The organism is Stenotrophomonas sp. Steno-C15 (genome assembly GCF_056393265.1).
In genome coordinates this window covers 21031-36129 of record NZ_JBWJPF010000003.1, presented here as the reverse complement: position 1 = coordinate 36129, position 15099 = coordinate 21031, and the positions used below count along the sequence as shown (strand labels likewise).

Here is a 15099-nt window from a genome sequence, read left to right as displayed (position 1 = left end):
TCCTTCGGCACTGCGGCAGAGCCGGGCTGGTCCCGGCTCTGCGCAATCCGGGCGTCAGTCGTGTTCCGGCAGCGGCGGCACGGCCTGACCGCGTGCATTGCCGCCGTTGGCGGCGATCAGGTCGCGGGTGTTCTTCTGCACCGCGACCGCGCCGAACAGCGCAAGTGCGAAGGCCATGGCGTAGAAGCCCTTCTCGCTCAACAGCAACGTGGCATTCCACAGGCCCACCAGCAACAGCAGCAGCGCCGACAGCAGGGCGAACCAGCACAGCGCGTAGTACAGGCCGCTGACCGGGATGCCCTCCACGCGGTCGCGCACGCTCTTCTGCAGCGATACCGCCGCAAACAGGCCGTACAGCAGCAGCGCCAGGTAGTACCCCTTCTCGTTCAGGGCCATTTCGGCGTTGAACAGGCCGATCAGATAAGCCACCGCGCCAAGCAGCAGCGCCACCCAGGAAGCGGCGACGAAGGCGGGAGACGGCTTGTGGGTCGGAACAGTGTGCATTGCAGATCCTTGGCAGACAGACGGGCATGCATTGCCCGGGCGTGCCCACCCTAGACGATCCGCCCCACGTCGCACAGGGGGTAGCAGGACCTTCGGGCCACGACGGTCACACCCGCAGTGGTATACAAGGGAACGCTTGGCCATCCGCATCCCCGCCCTGGAGATTCCCATGACCCGCACGCCCCTGCTGCTTGCCCTCGGCCTGGCGCCGATTCTCGCCACCACGGCCTGCAACGCCGCCGATCCTGCATCCGCTGCTGCCGGTACTGCCGCCACCGCTGCGGCACCCGCTGCGGCTGCGGCCGCAACCGACCAGCGACCGTTCACCGCCACGGAAGTCAGCCGTTTCGATCAACCGTGGGCAATGACCTTCCTGCCCGATGGCAGTCTGCTGGTCACCGAAAAGCGCGGCAAACTGCAGCACCTGGACGTGGCCAGCGGCCAGAAGCATGAGATCACCGGCGTACCGAAGGTCGCCTATGGTGGCCAGGGCGGCTTCGGCGACGTCATCCTGCACCCCGACTTCGCCCGCAACCAGGTCATTTACGTCAGTTATGCGGAGGAGGGCACGCTGGATACCCGCGGCGCCGCCGTGGCCCGCGCCACGCTTGCCCTGGACGCCGATGGCGGCGGCCAGCTCAAGGATTTGAAGGTGATCTGGCGACAGACACCGAAGGTCAGCGGGCAGGGCCACTACGGCCATCGCCTGGTGTTCGGTCCGGACGGCAAGCTCTGGATCAGCTCCAGCGAACGGCAGAAGTTCGACCCCGCGCAGGACATGGGCGGCAACCTCGGCAAGATCATCCGCCTCAACGACGATGGCAGCCTGCCGGCGGACAATCCGTTCGCGTCACAGGGCGGCGTGGCAGCACAGGTGTGGTCGCTGGGCCATCGCAACATCCTGGGCATGGCCTTCGATGCCAACGGCAAGCTGTGGGCGCATGAGATGGGGCCGGCGGGCGGAGACGAACTGAACCTGATCGTGCGGGGCGCCAACTACGGCTACCCGGTGGTCTCCAACGGCGACCACTACGACGGCCGGCCGATTCCCGACCACGACACGCGCCCGGAGTTCGCCGCGCCGAAGGTGACCTGGACGCCGGTCATCTCGCCTGCGGGCTTCGTCATCTACAGCGGCACCCTGTTCCCGCAGTGGAAGGGCAGCGGCTTCATCGGCGGCCTGTCCTCCACATCACTGGTGCGCGTGGCCTTCGAGGGCGACAACGCGCGCGAGGCGGAACGTTTCAACATGGGTGAGCGCATCCGTGAAGTGGAACAGGGGCCCGATGGCGCGCTGTGGCTGCTTGAAGATGGCAGCAAGGCGCGCCTGCTCAAGCTCACGCCGAAGACCTGATCAGGTAACGCAGGGTGGCGGGCCAGAGCCCGTCACCCCGCACGCTCACTGGATGGTGATGACCTTCACTTCGGTCCGGGCGCAGGCCGCATCAAGGCACTGGCCGCTCAACCAGACCTGGCCATCGCCGATCATCACGCCCTGCTGGTTGACGAACACCTTGCCGAAATCCTGTGCGGACACCGCCTTGACCACGGCCGGCGTGATGATCTTCTCGTAGCTGCGCTGGAATTCGCCCGGTCCGGCGATCGTCTTTCCACCGCTGATGTTCAACGGGAAACGTATTTCCTCGACGACCGCCGCGCGATCACCGCCGACCACCGCCGTTCTGAAGGCATTGAAGACCTTCTCGTACTGCGCCGCATCACCGAGAAGTGTCTCGATGCGCGCGCGCGCATCTTCGGTCTGTTCGCTCGCGGGTGCCGCAGGTGCTGCCGGTGCTGCCTGCACGGGCTCGGCTGCCGGTGCGGCAGCGGGCGTTGCCTCCGGGGCCGCGGGCGGCGCCGGCTGTGCACAGGCTGCCAGCAGCAGCGCGGGGGCAAGGAAAGCACTCTTGCGCATGGTCGGGCTCCATCGGATCACGAACCCCGATGGTAGCGCCGGGTCAGGCCCGGCGTGTTTGCCATGGGTGACGACGCGCACACCCACCGCGATGGTAGCGCCGGGCCATGCCCGGCGTGTGGGTGACGACGCCGGGCGTGGCCCGGCGCTACCGTTCCCGCTCAGCCCTTCAGCAGTTCGAACTGCACCGGCTCGCCAGCCGCTGACGAGGCGCACACCCACAGCTCGAACAGGCCCGGCTCGGCACGCAGCACGCCATCGCGGCCGGTGAACGCCAACTGCTCGCGATGCAGGGTGAACACCACATCGGTGGATTCGCCCGGCTGCAGTGCGACCTTGCGGAAGTCCTTCAGCTCGCGCACCGGCCGCACGCGGCTGGCCACGCGGTCATGGATGTACAGCTGCACCACTTCCTCGCCAGCCACGGTACCGGTGTTGGTCAGCGTGGTGGTGATGGTCAGGGTGTCGTCCCAGCCCAGCTGTGCCGTGCTGAGCTGCGGCACCCCATAGGCGAAGGTGGTGTAGCCGATGCCATGGCCGAACGGATACAGCGGCTCGTTGGGAATCTCGCGCCAGCGTGCCTTGAACTCCGACATCGTCGGCAGTTCGGGGCGGCCGGTGCGCGGATGGTTGTAGAAGTACGGTTGCTGGCCGGACACCTGCGGGAAGCTGACCGGCAGGCGGCCGGACGGGCTGTAGTCGCCGAACAGCACATCGGCCACCGCATGACCGGTCTGCGTGCCCAGGTACCAGGTGACCGCCACGGCCTGTGCATTGCGCACCGCACCTTGCAGGGCCAGCGCGCGGCCATTGCGCAGCAGCACCACCAGCGGCTTGCCGGTCATCGCCACCGCCTCGGCCAGTGCCTGCTGCGCCGGCGGCAGGGTGATCTCCACGCGCGACTGCGCTTCGCCGCTGTAGCGCTGCGGCTCGCCCAGCGCCAACACCACCACGTCGGCACGCAGCGCAGCCGCCACGGCGGCTTCGGTGCCCCCCGGGATCGCGGTTTCCAGATCGCAACCGGGCACGATCTCCAGCAGCGACGCGTCACCGATGGCGGCACGCACACCGGTTTCCAGGTCCACATAACGCTGCTTGTCGCCGAACAGGGTCCAGCAGCCTTCGATGTTTTCGCGGTCCTGCACGAACGGGCCGATCAGCGCGATCTTCTGCCCGGTCTTCTGCAGCGGCAGCACGTTGTCACGGTTGTTCAGCAGCACGATCGAACGGCGCGCGGCATCGCGCGAGAGCTCATCATGTGCGGCGATGTGCGAGTCGTCCGCTTCGCGGGCCGGGTCCAGCGACCGGTACGGGTCGTCGAACAGACCGATGGTTTCCTTCAGCCACAGGATGCGGCGCACGCCCTCATCCAGCACCGCCATCGGCACCTCGCCGCTTTCCACCAGGCCTGGCAGGTGCTCGGCATAGAAGCCGCTCTGCATGCTCAGGTCCAGGCCTGCGGTGAAGGCCTTGGCGGTGGCGTCGCGGTCATCGGCGGCGTAGCCGTGCGCCACCAGTTCCATGTCGGCGGTGTAATCGGAGATCACCACACCCGGGAACTTCCACTCGCCACGCAGGATGTCGGTGAGCAGTTCTGCATTGGCGCTGGCCGGCACGCCGTTGATGTCGTTGAACGAGGACATCACCGTGATCGCACCGGCATCGAAGGCCGCCTTGAACGGCGGCAGGTGCACGTCGCGCAGGGTCTGCGGCGAGATGTCCACCATGTTGTATTCCATGCCGGCCATCACCGCGCCATAGGCGGCGAAATGCTTGGGCGTGGCCAGCAGCGAATCGGCGGCACGCAGGTCGCTGCCCTGGAAGCCGCGCACACGGGCGGCGGCGAAGGCACAGCCCAGCACCACGTCCTCGCCTGCGCCTTCGGCGCCACGGCCCCAGCGCTGGTCGCGGGCGATGTCCACGGCAGGCGCATAGGTCCAGTGCAGGCCGGCGGCGGTGGCCTCGACCGCAGTGGCGCGGGCGGTGCGCTCGGCCAGGTCCGGCTCGAAGCTGGCGGCCTCGCCCAGCGGGATCGGGAACACGGTGCGCATGCCGTGGATGACGTCGGCCGCGAGGATGACCGGGATGCCCAGCCGGCTCTCCTCGGTCGCGACCTGCTGGATGCGGCGGCCCAGTTCGGCGCCCACCCCGTTGAACAGCGAGCCGACCTTGCCCTCGCGCACCTGCTGCAGCACCTGGTCGGCATTGCGCACGTTGGCTTCCGGGTTCACGTCCGGGGCGAACGGGCGGACCATGTCCGCGAAAACACCCAGCTGGCCGACCTTTTCCTCGACGGTCATCTGGGCAATGAGGGATTCGATGCGTTCGGAGGCCACCGGCAGTCCTTGATGAAAACGTTTACAAGCCCGGCATTCTAGCGATCCCGGGCCATTTGGCGAGAGGTTTCGGCATTCAGTTTCATCCACCAGCGGGGTCCGTACGGTCCCGCGGGCGGCACGGCAGCTTACTCCGAGCGGGCCGACTGGCGCTGCCCGGCCATCAACATGGCGTCGCTGGACGCCTGGAACACCCTCAGGCCGAAGGCCGGCAGGATCGCCAGCAGATGGTCGAAAATGTCCGACTGCACGGCCTCGTACTCCGCCCAGGCGGTAGTGCGGGTGAAGCAGTACAGCTCCAGCGGCAGGCCCTCGGTGGTCGGTTGCAGCTGTCGCACCAGCAGGGTCATGTCGGTGTGGATACCCGGGTGGCTGCGCAGGTAGCGCTCCACATAGGCCCGGAACGTGCCCAGATTGGTCACCCGGCGGCTGTTCACGTCCGCCACGCCCTGTTCGCGCAGGCGCCCGTTCCACTGCCCCAGCTCCTGCTCCTTGTCGCGCAGGTAGTCGCGCAGCAGGGCGAACTCACCGAGGAAGGCCAGGTCGCCCTCGTCCAGGAAGCCGACGCTGTGCTGGTCCAGATACAGCGCGCGCTTGATGCGGCGGCCACCGGCCTCCTGCATGCCGCGCCAGTTCTTGAACGACTCGGTCACCAGCTTCTTGGTCGGGATGGTGGTGATGGTCTTGTCGAAGTTCTGCACGGTGATGGTGTGCAGGGCGATGTCGATGACGTCACCATCGGCGTTCTGGCTCGGCATCTCGATCCAGTCGCCGATGCGCACGCGGCCATCGCCACTGATCTGCACGCTGGCCACCAGCGAGAGGATGGTGTCCTGGAAGATCAGCATCAGCACGGCCGTGGCCGCACCCAGGCCGGTCACCAGCGGGCCCAGTGCCACGCCCAGCAGGGTGGAGATGATCGCCAGGCCGGCCGCCACGAAGATCACGATCTTGACCACCTGCAGGTAGCCCTTGATCGGCTTGTTGCGCGCATCCGGCTTGCGCTCGTACAGGCTGTTGGCCGCATCCAGCGCATGCGAGAAGGCCAGCGAGACGGTCAGCACCGCCCACACGATGCACAGCTTGACGATGACGCTGACCAGCCCGGGCGGCAGATCCGGAATGAGGGTGATGCCAGAGGCGATCACCTGGCTGGGCACCACGTTGGACAACCGCGAGATGACCCGCATCAGATGGCTGCCACGCCCGGATTCGGCACCGGGCAGGCGCTGCAGCAGACGGCGCAGGCCGCGCACCAGGATGCGCTTGGTCACCCAGTTGGCCAGGCCCGCCGCGAGCAGCAGGGCCGAAATCATCAACGCCAGGTAGGCGCCGGGATAGGGTTCCAGTGTGTTCTGCAGCCGCTCCATCCACTGTACCGCCACCACCGCATCCACCATCAGTCGTCTCCTGTTTCAGTCATTTCGCATGAAGAAGTTGCCGGCCGCCGGCCGACGCTGCTGTTTCAGCCGCGTTCGCGCTCGATGATCACGCCGACCGCGCGCGCGCCGCGCACCGCTCCCGGCTTGCTCAGCTTCAGCCGCAGCCAACGCACATCGAACTCGTCGAGCACGATCTGCGCGCAACGCTCGGCCAGGGTCTCGACCAGGCCGAACTCCGATTCGCGCACAAACTGCTCCAGCCGCTTGCTGACCGCCTTGTAGTTGAGGGTATGGGCGATATCGTCGGTCACTGCCGGGCGCCGGTTGTCGAAACCCATCTCCAGGTCGAACACCAGGTCCTGCCGGATCCGCCGTTCCCAATCGTAGATGCCGATCAGGGCGTCGATCGTCAGCCCCTCGATGAAAACCTTGTCCATTGCGGTTACCAGCCGGAAAACAGACGGTCATGGTAACGGGACGGAACCACCGCTGCCTGAAACGACCGGATCCCGGCACGTCCGCCGCTACGGTCGCAGCCTGTGTGGATGGGTGCGCCGCGGGTCACACCGCAGGCAGCGTCGCCATGTCCCAGCGCGGGGTCACGTCAACGTTCGGCGGGTTGTGCTGCCCGGCCTGCAGGCGCAGGGCGCCGGCGAAAGCGATCATCGCGCCGTTGTCGGTGCACAGCGCCGGCCGCGGGAAGCAGGCACGCCCCCCGAGGCGTTCGGCCATCTGCTGCAGGCGGGCACGCAGCCGCGTATTGGCACCGACACCGCCGGCCACCACGATCACATTGGTGCCGGCTGCTTCCAGCGCGCGTTCGCACTTGATCGACAGGGTCTCCACCACCGCATCCTCGAAACCGCGCGCGATGTCGGCGCGGGTCTGGTCGCTCTGGTCGCTGTCACGCCAGGCCATCAGCACCTGGGTCTTCAGGCCGGAGAAGCTGAAATCCAGACCCGGGCGATCGGTCATCGGCCGCGCGAAACGGTAGGCCCCCGGGGTGCCCTGTTCGGCCAGCCTGGCCAGCTGCGGGCCGCCGGGATAGGGCAGCCCCATCAGTTTGGCCGTCTTGTCGAAGGCTTCGCCGGCCGCATCGTCCAGGGTCTCGCCCAGCAGGCGGTAGCGGCCGATGGCATCGACCGCCACCAGCTGGGTGTGGCCACCGGACACCAGCAGGGCCACGAACGGGGCCTGCGGCGGATCGTCCTCCATCAAGGGCGCCAGCAGGTGCCCTTCCATGTGGTGCACGCCCACGGCCGGCACCTCCAGTGCCCAGGCCAGGGCACGGGCCACCCCGGCACCGACCAGCAGCGCACCGACCAGCCCGGGGCCAGCGGTATAAGCCACGCCATCGATGTCGTCCACGCCCAGGCCCGCCTCGGCCAGGGTCTGCCGGACCAGCGGCAGCAGCTTGCGCACGTGGTCACGGCTGGCCAGCTCGGGCACCACACCGCCGTACTCGGCGTGCAGGGCGATCTGGCTGTAGACCGCATGGGCGCGCAGGGCCGCGCTGCCGGTCAGGTCGGTGTCGTACACCGCCACGCCGGTCTCATCACAGGAAGATTCGATGCCAAGGACTCGCATGCCTGCTATTATGACGCCCCTGCCGCCCCCTCGGGGTGACGTGCAGATCCCACTGCATCCGTATTGCTGGCCCGCATTCAGGCTTGCGCGCTTGCAGTTTGTTGATTCGCCGCTATAATGTGCGGCTCGCCGGGCGTGACCCGGTTCTACTGTGTCCCGGAGATTCCATGCCCAGCGTCAAAGTCCGCGAGAACGAGCCCTTCGAGTTTGCTCTTCGCCGCTTCAAGCGCACTTGCGAAAAGGCCGGTGTGCTGGCCGAAACCCGCAAGCGCGAGTTCTACGAAAAGCCGACCCAGGAGCGCAAGCGCAAGGCCGCCGCTGCTGTGAAGCGTCAGCTGCGCCGCTCGTCGCGCGACGTCACCAAGCGTCAGCGCCTGTACTGATCGGACGCATCTTCATTGCGGCGGGTTCGTCCTTCCGCGGTGAAGCCGAAGCCGGCACGCGCGAGCGTCGCCGGCTTTTTGCGTTTCCGGGCCCGGGCAACCGCCCTGCCCCACTACCACCACGAGGTCTCCCATGAGCATGAAGCAGCAGCTCACCGATGACATGAAGGCCGCCATGAAGGCGGGCGAGAAGGACAAGCTGGGCGTGATCCGCCTGATCAACGCCGCGATCAAGCAGAAGGAAGTGGACGAGCGTATCGAGCTCGACGACACCGCCGTGATCGCCGTGCTGGACAAGATGGTCAAGCAGCGCAAGGACTCGGTCAGCCAGTACGAAGCGGCCAACCGTGAAGACCTGGCCGCGATCGAGCGTGCCGAGATCGTGGTCATCGAGGCCTACCTGCCCGCCAAGATGGGTGAGGCCGAGATCGCCGCCGCCATCCAGGCCGCCATTGCCGAAACCGGTGCCACCGGCCCGGCCGACATGGGCAAGCTGATGGGGGCGCTGAAGCCCAGGCTCGCCGGTCAGGCCGACATGGGCGTGGTGTCCAAGCTGGTCAAGCAGGCCCTGGCTGGCTGATCCGCCACCGCCCCTGCCGGACACGACAAGGCCCGCTTCACGCGGGCCTTGTCATTGCTGCAGCGGCCAGGCCAGCGCTTACACCTGGCGGCAGTTGCGCAGGGTCATGGAACTGCCCTCCACCGCGCTGACCTCGCCTTCCAGCTTGGCCCAGTCGCGCTCGCGCAGCATGGCGAAGTTGGCCGCCTGGTCCGGAGCGAATTCGCAACGGATGGTGTAGTTGTTGTTGTTGAAGGTGTCATTCTGGCGGATCCGCAACAGGCCACGGGTCGGCGTCACCAGGTAGTTGATCGATCCGACCTCCCCCGGACGGCTGGAGTAGCTGTTCGAGTTGACCGTGTAGATCTGGCCGTCGATCCGGTAGCGGCGACCGATGTACTTGGCATACACCGGCAGGAAGGTGGCCGAACGGTCGCCCAGGTCTTCCTTGTTGGTGGTGGTGCCCAGCAGCAGGTCCTTGAAGCTGCCCGCAGCGTTGTAGGCCGCCATCGTATCGCGCACCTCCTTGCCCATCTTCTTGGACAGGTCCGGCGCGGTCACGTCCTCCGCCACGGAAGTCGGATACTGCGCGCGCGCAGCGGCGGCCAGCGCGTCCCCCTGGCTGCCCCCCTTGAGCTTGTCGAGCATGTCGCACATCGACTTGCGGGCATCCTCCTGGGCGATGGTCTGGCCGCGGGCCAGCTTGGTGGCCAGGGTGACCCGGCCGCTGCGGTCGGCGGTGCCGATCAGCACCAGCGGCGTGCGCAGGCCCTTGGTCTGGATCAGGTACTGGTTGCCGGTATCGCCTTCCACCAGCTGGCCGCCCACCTCGAACTGGTCATCGGCACCGATCTTGCGAAGCTGGTCCAGTGCACTCTGCACCTTCAGACCGGGCACCGTCAGGTCGGCCATGTACATCGCGCCATTGCGCGGATCCCCTACCGTCTTGAAGGCCTTTTCGCAGGCCGTGGACGCCGCAGCGGCCGAACCGCTCGTCGCCAGCAGCAACACCATCGTGGTGCAGACCATCCCTTTCATAACGCGTCCTTTTGCAGAGAAGTTGGATTGTCGTGGCCCCGCACACAGGCAGTGGGCCCGGATACCGCGGCGGCAGCCCCAGCGCGCCCTCGGTCCGGGCAGAAGGATAACGCGGACTTCGCTGCATTCTGCGACCGCGCTTCCACTTCACCTGCCGCAACGCCGGCATCTGCTAGAAAAGGAAGCCTGTACCGCTCCAGCCGACGCCGTAGATGCCGCATCCCCGCACCTTCCTGCCCATCGTCCGATCGCGCCTGGAGAAGCTGCAGGACAGCTTCCCGATGGCCGTGGCCAAGCGCTTCGTCGAAATCGACGTCCTGACCCAGGCCGCATCGGTTTCGTTCTATTCCCTGCTGTCGATGGCGCCGTTGCTGGTGCTGCTGCTGTGGTTGACCGCCTCGCTGTACCCGCCCGCGCAGCAGGCGCTGATCAGCCAGATCGGCTCGGTGGCCGGCAGCAGCGTGGCCAGCGTGGCCGATACCGTGCTGCACAACGCCAACAGCCAGCCGAGCATGGGCTCGCTGGCCGGGTTGTGGAGCACCCTGCTGCTGTTCGTCGGCGCCACCGCCGTGTTCGCACAGCTGCAGAACGCACTCAACCGCATCTTCCATACCAGCGGCCAGCGCCTGGAAGGCGTCCAGGCCTGGCTGCGCAAGCGCGTGTTCTCCTTCGGCGTGGTGCTGGCGCTGGGCTTCCTGCTGATCCTGTCGATGACCGCCACCACCGCCCTGCAGGTGGTATTCGCGCAGCTGCCATCGGTGTTGCCGGCCATCGGTTACGTGACCACGCTGCTGCTGTACACGCTGGCCTTCGCCTTCCTCTACCACTATCTGCCCGACCGTCGCGTGGCCTGGCGCCAGGCCTTCATCGGCGGGGCCATCACCTCGCTCCTGTTCGCCCTGGGGCGCTACGGCATCGGCGTCTACATCGCCACCGTGGCACCCGGCAGCGCCTACGGTTCGATGGGCGCCCTGGTGATCGCGCTGGTCTGGATCTACTACGCTACCGCGGTGTTCTTCGTCGGCGCCCTGATGACCGCGGTGATCGACGAGCGCCTGAGTGCCCGGGCACAGCGGGCTGCCGCCAGCGCCGGCGGCAGCAGCGAACAACAGGCCGGCCCGACCATCGCCAGCGAGTAAACTAGGGGGACCTGCCGCCCCTGCTGCGCGCCCCGGCGGCCGCGCCCTGCCCTGCTGCCCATGGCCCGTATCCCCGACGCTTTCATCGACGACCTGCTGGCCCGCACCGACATCGTCGAGGTGGTGGGCAGCCGTGTGCCGTTGAAGCGACAGGGCAAGGAGTACGCGGCACGCTGCCCGTTCCATGACGAGCGCTCGGCCTCGTTCACCGTCTCGCCGACCAAGCAGTTCTATCACTGCTTCGGCTGCGGTGCGCACGGCACCGCAATCAGCTTCCTGATGAACTACGACCGCCTCGAGTTCCTCGACGCGGTGGATGAGCTGGCCAAGCGCGCCGGCATGGACGTGCCGCGCAGCGAGAACCCGCGCAGCGCCCAGCAGCAGGACGACAGCCGCGAACTCTATTCGGCACTGGATGCAGCGGCGCGCTTCTTCCAGAAGAACCTGGAGGGCAGCGACAAGGCCCGCGCCTACCTTGACGGCCGTGGCGTGGACGAGCAGAACCGCGCCCGCTTCCAGATCGGCTATGCGCCCGACGGCTACAGCGGCCTGCGCGATGCGCTGGGCAAGGACGAGCGGCGGATGAAGCTGCTCGACCGTGCCGGCCTGTTCTCCAAGAACGACCGGGGGCACGTCTACGACAAGTTCCGCGACCGGGTGATGTTCCCGATCTTCGACCGCCGTGGGCGGGTGATCGCCTTCGGTGGCCGGGTGTTCGAGAAGGACGACGGTCCCAAGTACCTCAATTCGCCCGAAACCGCGCTGTTCCACAAGGGCCGCGAACTGTACGGCCTGTGGCAGGTGCGCCAGGCGAACCAGAAGATCGAGCGGCTGATCGTGGTCGAGGGTTACATGGACGTGGTCTCGCTGTTCCAGTTCGGCGTCACCCAGGCGGTGGCGACGCTGGGCACCGCGACCACGCCCGACCATGCCGAGCTGCTGTTCCGAAACGCACCGGACGTGTTCTTCTGCTTCGATGGCGATGCCGCCGGCCGCCGCGCCGGCTGGAAGGCACTGGAGTCGGTGCTGCCGCGCATGAAGGACGGCCGCCAGGCCTTCTTCCTGTTCCTGCCCGACGGCGAGGACCCGGACACCATCGTGCGCAAGGAAGGCGCTGAGGCCTTCAACGAACGCCTGAAGCAGGCCACGCCGCTATCGCAGTTCTTCTTCGACGAGCTGACCCGCGAGATCAACATGGGCACGCTGGACGGCCGGGCACGCCTGGCCGAGCGGGCCAGACCGATGCTGGCGCAGATTCCCGATGGCGCGTTCGGTGACCTGATGAAGCAGCAGCTGGCGCAGCTGACCGGGCTCGGTGCGGCCACGCAGAATACCCGCACGGCGATGCCGCAGCGCCCTCCGGCACGGTCGATCCAGCCGGTGGCCAAGCGCAGCCTGGTGCGGGGTGCGATCGCCGTGCTGCTGCAGCAGCCGTCGCTGGCGCTGACCCTGGGCGGCAAGCATCACTTCCAGGGCCTGCGCCTGCCGGGTGTGGAGCTGCTGCTGGAGCTGCTGGCGCTGGTCGAACAGCGTCCCGATATCAGCACCGGCGCGCTGCTGGAACATTTCGACGGGCGTGAGGAGCAGGCCTCGCTGCACACGCTGGCCGCCCAGACCCTGCCCGGCAGCGAAGCGATCTGGACCCAGGAACTGCACGACGCCGTGGCCCAGCTGGAGAAACAGCTGTTGCAGCAACGTCTGGAAGAGCTGTTGGCAAAGCAGCGGCAGCAGGGACTGGACGATACTGACAAGTACGAACTGCGCGAGCTGCTCAAGGCCCGCGCCAGCCTGGGCCGGTAGCGGCTGAACGTTTTAACGGAGAGGACCATGCTGCTGCGCCTGACCTGCCTGCTGTTGCTGTCCCTCTGCCTGCCGCTGGCGGCCTTGGCCGCAGATGCCCCGCTCAATGAAGTCCGCCCCGGCCTGTATGCCGGCGGCCAGCCCAGTGCCGCACACCTGCGCGAACTGGCTGCGCAAGGCGTACGCACCGTGATCGACCTGCGCCAGCCCGGCGAGGACCGTGGTTTCGATGAAACCCGCGCGGCCGAATCGCTGGGCCTGCGCTATGTGCGCATCCCGGTGGCCGGCGCCGAGGGCCTGGATGCGGCCAACGTGCGCGCCGTGCACCAGGCCCTGCAGCAGAGCCAGGGGCCGGTGCTGCTGCACTGCGCGTCCGGCAACCGCGCCGGTGCCGTGCTCGGCCTGGTCAATGCACGCTACGAACATGCCAGCCCGGAACAGGCCCTTCAGCTGGGCCAGCGCGCCGGCCTGAAGTCGCTGGAAGCGGCCACCCGCCAGCGTCTGGCCACACCGGTCACCTCGCCCTGAACCCTCCACACCAAGGAGTCTGCCCCCCATGACCCGCTGGTGGTCGCGCCTGCGACCGGACAACTTCACCCTGGCCCTGCTGTGCACGGTCGGCCTGGCGTCGCTGCTGCCGATGAAGGGCGCCGCCGCCATCGTCCTGGACGATGTCACCACGGTCGCCATCGCCGCGCTGTTCTTCCTGCACGGGGCGCGCCTGCCGCGCGAATCGATCATCGGCGGCATGCTGCACTGGCGCCTGCATCTGACCATTCTCGCCTGCACCTTCCTGCTGTTTCCGATGCTGGGCCTGATGTTCAAGCCGCTGTCGGGCTGGCTGTTGACCCCGGAGCTGTACCTGGGCGTGCTGTTCCTGTGCACCCTGCCCTCCACCGTGCAGTCGTCCATCGCCTTCACCTCGATGGCGCGCGGCAATGTGCCGGCGGCCGTCTGCAGCGCATCGCTGTCGAGCATCCTCGGTGTGTTCCTCACACCGCTGCTGTTGACCGCGCTGGCCGGCACCTCCGGCGGCGTGCACGACCCGCTGCATGCGATCGGCGGCATCATGCTGCAGCTGCTGGTGCCGTTCGTGGCCGGCCACCTGCTGCGCCCGTGGATCGCCGGCTGGGTCGAGAAGCAGCGCGCGCTGCTGCGCTACACCGACCAGGCCACCATCCTGCTGGTCGTGTATTCGGCGTTCGGCGAAGCCGTCACCGAAGGGCTCTGGAGCAAGACCCCTGTGCTGTCGCTGCTGGCAGTGGCCGTGGTAGCTGCCGTCCTGCTCGGTATCGCCATGCCGCTGATCACCTTCATCGCCCGTCGCCTGCACTTCAACCGCGAGGACGAGATCGCCATCGTGTTCTGCGGCTCCAAGAAGAGCCTGGCCACTGGCGTGCCGATCGCCAAGGTGCTGTTCGCCGGGGGCAGCCTCGGTGCCATCGTGCTGCCGGTGATGATCTACCACCAGATCCAGCTGATCGTCTGCGGTGTGATCGCGCAGCGGTATGCGCGGCGCAAGTCCTGATTGGGCGCGCGGGATGTTGTGGGAAAACCATCCACGCATGGCGTGGATCTACTGATCCACCAGCGTGCCAACGCTCAGCTGCGGCATCCACACCCACAGGTCGTATTCGCGGCTGGCATGGGTATTGACCTCCGGCTCACGGGCTGGCCGTTCGAGCAGGGCCAACGCCTTGCAGCGGTCCAGGCATCCCCAGAAGTGGCCGCGCAACGCTTCCAGCCGCACGCTGTAGACATCCAGGTCGCGCAGTGCCGATGCCATCGGCTGGGTCTGCATTTCCGGCGGAGCGTCGGCCGGGCGCTGCAGCATGGCGTGGACATTGCCGGTCAGCACGACCATGCGTGCGCCATCGGGCAGGCGCCGGTACAGGCGCCGCAGTTCGGCGGCCATGCGGTCATCGCGGGCCTGGCTGCTGCCGTCACTATGGTTGACGTCGTAGCCGACCACCTCGATCGCGCGGCCCTGCGCCTTCAGCACACGCAGGCCTTCGATCATCGCCAGCATGTCGCGGCTGCGGCGACCATCATGCTGGTCGTCGCGCACGGTCCAGAACGCGCGGCCGTGCAGGTGCTGGCGCACCGCGGCCCCGCCATCGGAAGCCAGGTAATCGCGTAGCGTGGGGTTCTCGGCGCGCGGCAGTTCCAGCGCCAGCAGGACCGGGCCGTTGCGGCTGTAGTCGTCCACCAGTTGGCGCACCAGCACCGGCGTCTCACGCGTGCCATGGAATTCGCCCAGTACCAGCAGGCGGTGATCACCGGCGTACTGGCGGATCTGCGCGACGGTGTCGTCGGCATGCGCACTGAGGGCCATGCCCAGCGCCAGCAGCAGCGCTGTGGTCCAGCGGAAAATCGAATGCATCCCTGCTCGCTCCTTTCCTTGAGGTCAGGAACAGCAATGGCGACGCCGCTGGAAGAGATCAAGTGTAGAGCCG

15 protein-coding genes are annotated in these 15099 nt (G+C 67.4%); 7 read left to right on the top strand and 8 right to left on the bottom strand.

What is annotated here, in order from left to right; all coding sequences use genetic code 11:
* Positions 1-54: 54 nt before the first annotated feature.
* Positions 55-504 carry an inner membrane protein YiaA gene (gene yiaA / locus AC06FB_RS03690; RefSeq protein ID WP_053519474.1) on the bottom strand — a complete coding sequence of 150 codons (450 nt, stop codon included), beginning with the start codon at positions 502-504 and terminating at the stop codon, positions 55-57.
* A gap of 169 nt (positions 505-673) precedes the next feature.
* Here yiaA and AC06FB_RS03685 point away from each other — a divergent pair, with 169 nt between their 5' ends.
* On the top strand, positions 674-1858 hold the full coding sequence (locus AC06FB_RS03685; protein ID WP_262100717.1) for a PQQ-dependent sugar dehydrogenase: 1185 nt from the start codon (positions 674-676) through the stop codon (positions 1856-1858).
* A 45-nt stretch (positions 1859-1903) separates the two neighbouring features.
* On the opposite strand, the gene AC06FB_RS03680 is transcribed toward AC06FB_RS03685, so the two are convergent.
* The 5 genes from AC06FB_RS03680 to tsaD form a co-directional block, all read right to left on the bottom strand.
* Complete coding sequence (locus AC06FB_RS03680) at positions 1904-2419, bottom strand: hypothetical protein (protein WP_478053390.1); 516 nt, start codon at positions 2417-2419, stop codon at positions 1904-1906.
* 161 nt (positions 2420-2580) lie between these two features.
* The gene (locus AC06FB_RS03675) at positions 2581-4755 is read right to left on the bottom strand and encodes a glycoside hydrolase family 3 N-terminal domain-containing protein (RefSeq protein WP_065175435.1); all 2175 of its coding nucleotides are present in this window, start codon (positions 4753-4755) and stop codon (positions 2581-2583) included.
* A gap of 128 nt (positions 4756-4883) precedes the next feature.
* Entirely contained in the window at positions 4884-6155 is a 1272-nt protein-coding gene (locus tag AC06FB_RS03670; RefSeq protein WP_065175436.1) for a mechanosensitive ion channel family protein, read from the bottom strand.
* A gap of 65 nt (positions 6156-6220) precedes the next feature.
* The gene (gene folB, locus AC06FB_RS03665) at positions 6221-6574 is read right to left on the bottom strand and encodes a dihydroneopterin aldolase (RefSeq protein ID WP_459040763.1); all 354 of its coding nucleotides are present in this window, start codon (positions 6572-6574) and stop codon (positions 6221-6223) included.
* A 124-nt stretch (positions 6575-6698) separates the two neighbouring features.
* Complete coding sequence (tsaD, locus tag AC06FB_RS03660; protein WP_459040764.1) at positions 6699-7724, bottom strand: tRNA (adenosine(37)-N6)-threonylcarbamoyltransferase complex transferase subunit TsaD; 1026 nt, start codon at positions 7722-7724, stop codon at positions 6699-6701.
* A 167-nt stretch (positions 7725-7891) separates the two neighbouring features.
* Here tsaD and rpsU point away from each other — a divergent pair, with 167 nt between their 5' ends.
* Together rpsU and AC06FB_RS03650 are read left to right on the top strand one after the other, a co-directional pair.
* Positions 7892-8107 (top strand): 30S ribosomal protein S21, encoded by a 216-nt coding sequence (rpsU, locus tag AC06FB_RS03655; protein WP_002808376.1) that lies wholly within the window; start codon positions 7892-7894, stop codon positions 8105-8107.
* 133 nt (positions 8108-8240) lie between these two features.
* Positions 8241-8687, top strand: a complete 447-nt coding sequence (locus AC06FB_RS03650) for a GatB/YqeY domain-containing protein (protein ID WP_065175438.1) — start codon at positions 8241-8243, stop codon at positions 8685-8687.
* A 78-nt stretch (positions 8688-8765) separates the two neighbouring features.
* On the opposite strand, the gene AC06FB_RS03645 is transcribed toward AC06FB_RS03650, so the two are convergent.
* Positions 8766-9704: a hypothetical protein gene (locus AC06FB_RS03645; RefSeq protein ID WP_229765859.1), complete on the bottom strand. Its 939-nt coding sequence runs from the start codon at positions 9702-9704 to the stop codon at positions 8766-8768.
* Positions 9705-9916: 212 nt separating this feature from the next.
* On the opposite strand from AC06FB_RS03645, the gene AC06FB_RS03640 reads away from it, so the two are divergent.
* Genes AC06FB_RS03640 through AC06FB_RS03625 form a run of 4 tightly spaced genes read left to right on the top strand, consistent with a single transcriptional unit; the run spans position 9917 to position 14171 of the window.
* Positions 9917-10843, top strand: coding sequence for a YihY/virulence factor BrkB family protein (locus tag AC06FB_RS03640; RefSeq protein ID WP_053519482.1), 927 nt, complete (start codon positions 9917-9919; stop codon positions 10841-10843).
* Between the two features lie 60 nt (positions 10844-10903).
* A complete protein-coding gene (dnaG, locus tag AC06FB_RS03635; protein WP_053519483.1) occupies positions 10904-12643 on the top strand; it encodes a DNA primase in 1740 nt (579 codons plus the stop codon).
* A gap of 27 nt (positions 12644-12670) precedes the next feature.
* Positions 12671-13171, top strand: a complete 501-nt coding sequence (locus tag AC06FB_RS03630; protein WP_459040765.1) for a protein tyrosine phosphatase family protein — start codon at positions 12671-12673, stop codon at positions 13169-13171.
* A 28-nt stretch (positions 13172-13199) separates the two neighbouring features.
* Complete coding sequence (locus AC06FB_RS03625) at positions 13200-14171, top strand: bile acid:sodium symporter family protein (RefSeq protein WP_053519485.1); 972 nt, start codon at positions 13200-13202, stop codon at positions 14169-14171.
* Between the two features lie 48 nt (positions 14172-14219).
* Here the strand turns inward: AC06FB_RS03625 and AC06FB_RS03620 are convergent, their stop codons facing one another.
* A complete protein-coding gene (locus AC06FB_RS03620) occupies positions 14220-15026 on the bottom strand; it encodes a TraB/GumN family protein (protein ID WP_053519486.1) in 807 nt (268 codons plus the stop codon).
* Between the last annotated feature and the right edge of the window lie 73 nt (positions 15027-15099).

Coding starts and splice junctions, on each gene's coding strand:
- yiaA (WP_053519474.1), bottom strand. CDS start 504: ATGCACACTGTTCCGACCCACAAGCCGTCTCCCGCCTTCGTCGCCGCT.
- AC06FB_RS03685 (WP_262100717.1), top strand. CDS start 674: ATGACCCGCACGCCCCTGCTGCTTGCCCTCGGCCTGGCGCCGATTCTC.
- AC06FB_RS03680 (WP_478053390.1), bottom strand. CDS start 2,419: ATGCGCAAGAGTGCTTTCCTTGCCCCCGCGCTGCTGCTGGCAGCCTGT.
- AC06FB_RS03670 (WP_065175436.1), bottom strand. CDS start 6,155: ATGGTGGATGCGGTGGTGGCGGTACAGTGGATGGAGCGGCTGCAGAAC.
- folB (WP_459040763.1), bottom strand. CDS start 6,574: ATGGACAAGGTTTTCATCGAGGGGCTGACGATCGACGCCCTGATCGGC.
- tsaD (WP_459040764.1), bottom strand. CDS start 7,724: ATGCGAGTCCTTGGCATCGAATCTTCCTGTGATGAGACCGGCGTGGCG.
- rpsU (WP_002808376.1), top strand. CDS start 7,892: ATGCCCAGCGTCAAAGTCCGCGAGAACGAGCCCTTCGAGTTTGCTCTT.
- AC06FB_RS03650 (WP_065175438.1), top strand. CDS start 8,241: ATGAGCATGAAGCAGCAGCTCACCGATGACATGAAGGCCGCCATGAAG.
- AC06FB_RS03645 (WP_229765859.1), bottom strand. CDS start 9,704: ATGAAAGGGATGGTCTGCACCACGATGGTGTTGCTGCTGGCGACGAGC.
- AC06FB_RS03640 (WP_053519482.1), top strand. CDS start 9,917: ATGCCGCATCCCCGCACCTTCCTGCCCATCGTCCGATCGCGCCTGGAG.
- dnaG (WP_053519483.1), top strand. CDS start 10,904: ATGGCCCGTATCCCCGACGCTTTCATCGACGACCTGCTGGCCCGCACC.
- AC06FB_RS03630 (WP_459040765.1), top strand. CDS start 12,671: ATGCTGCTGCGCCTGACCTGCCTGCTGTTGCTGTCCCTCTGCCTGCCG.
- AC06FB_RS03625 (WP_053519485.1), top strand. CDS start 13,200: ATGACCCGCTGGTGGTCGCGCCTGCGACCGGACAACTTCACCCTGGCC.
- AC06FB_RS03620 (WP_053519486.1), bottom strand. CDS start 15,026: ATGCATTCGATTTTCCGCTGGACCACAGCGCTGCTGCTGGCGCTGGGC.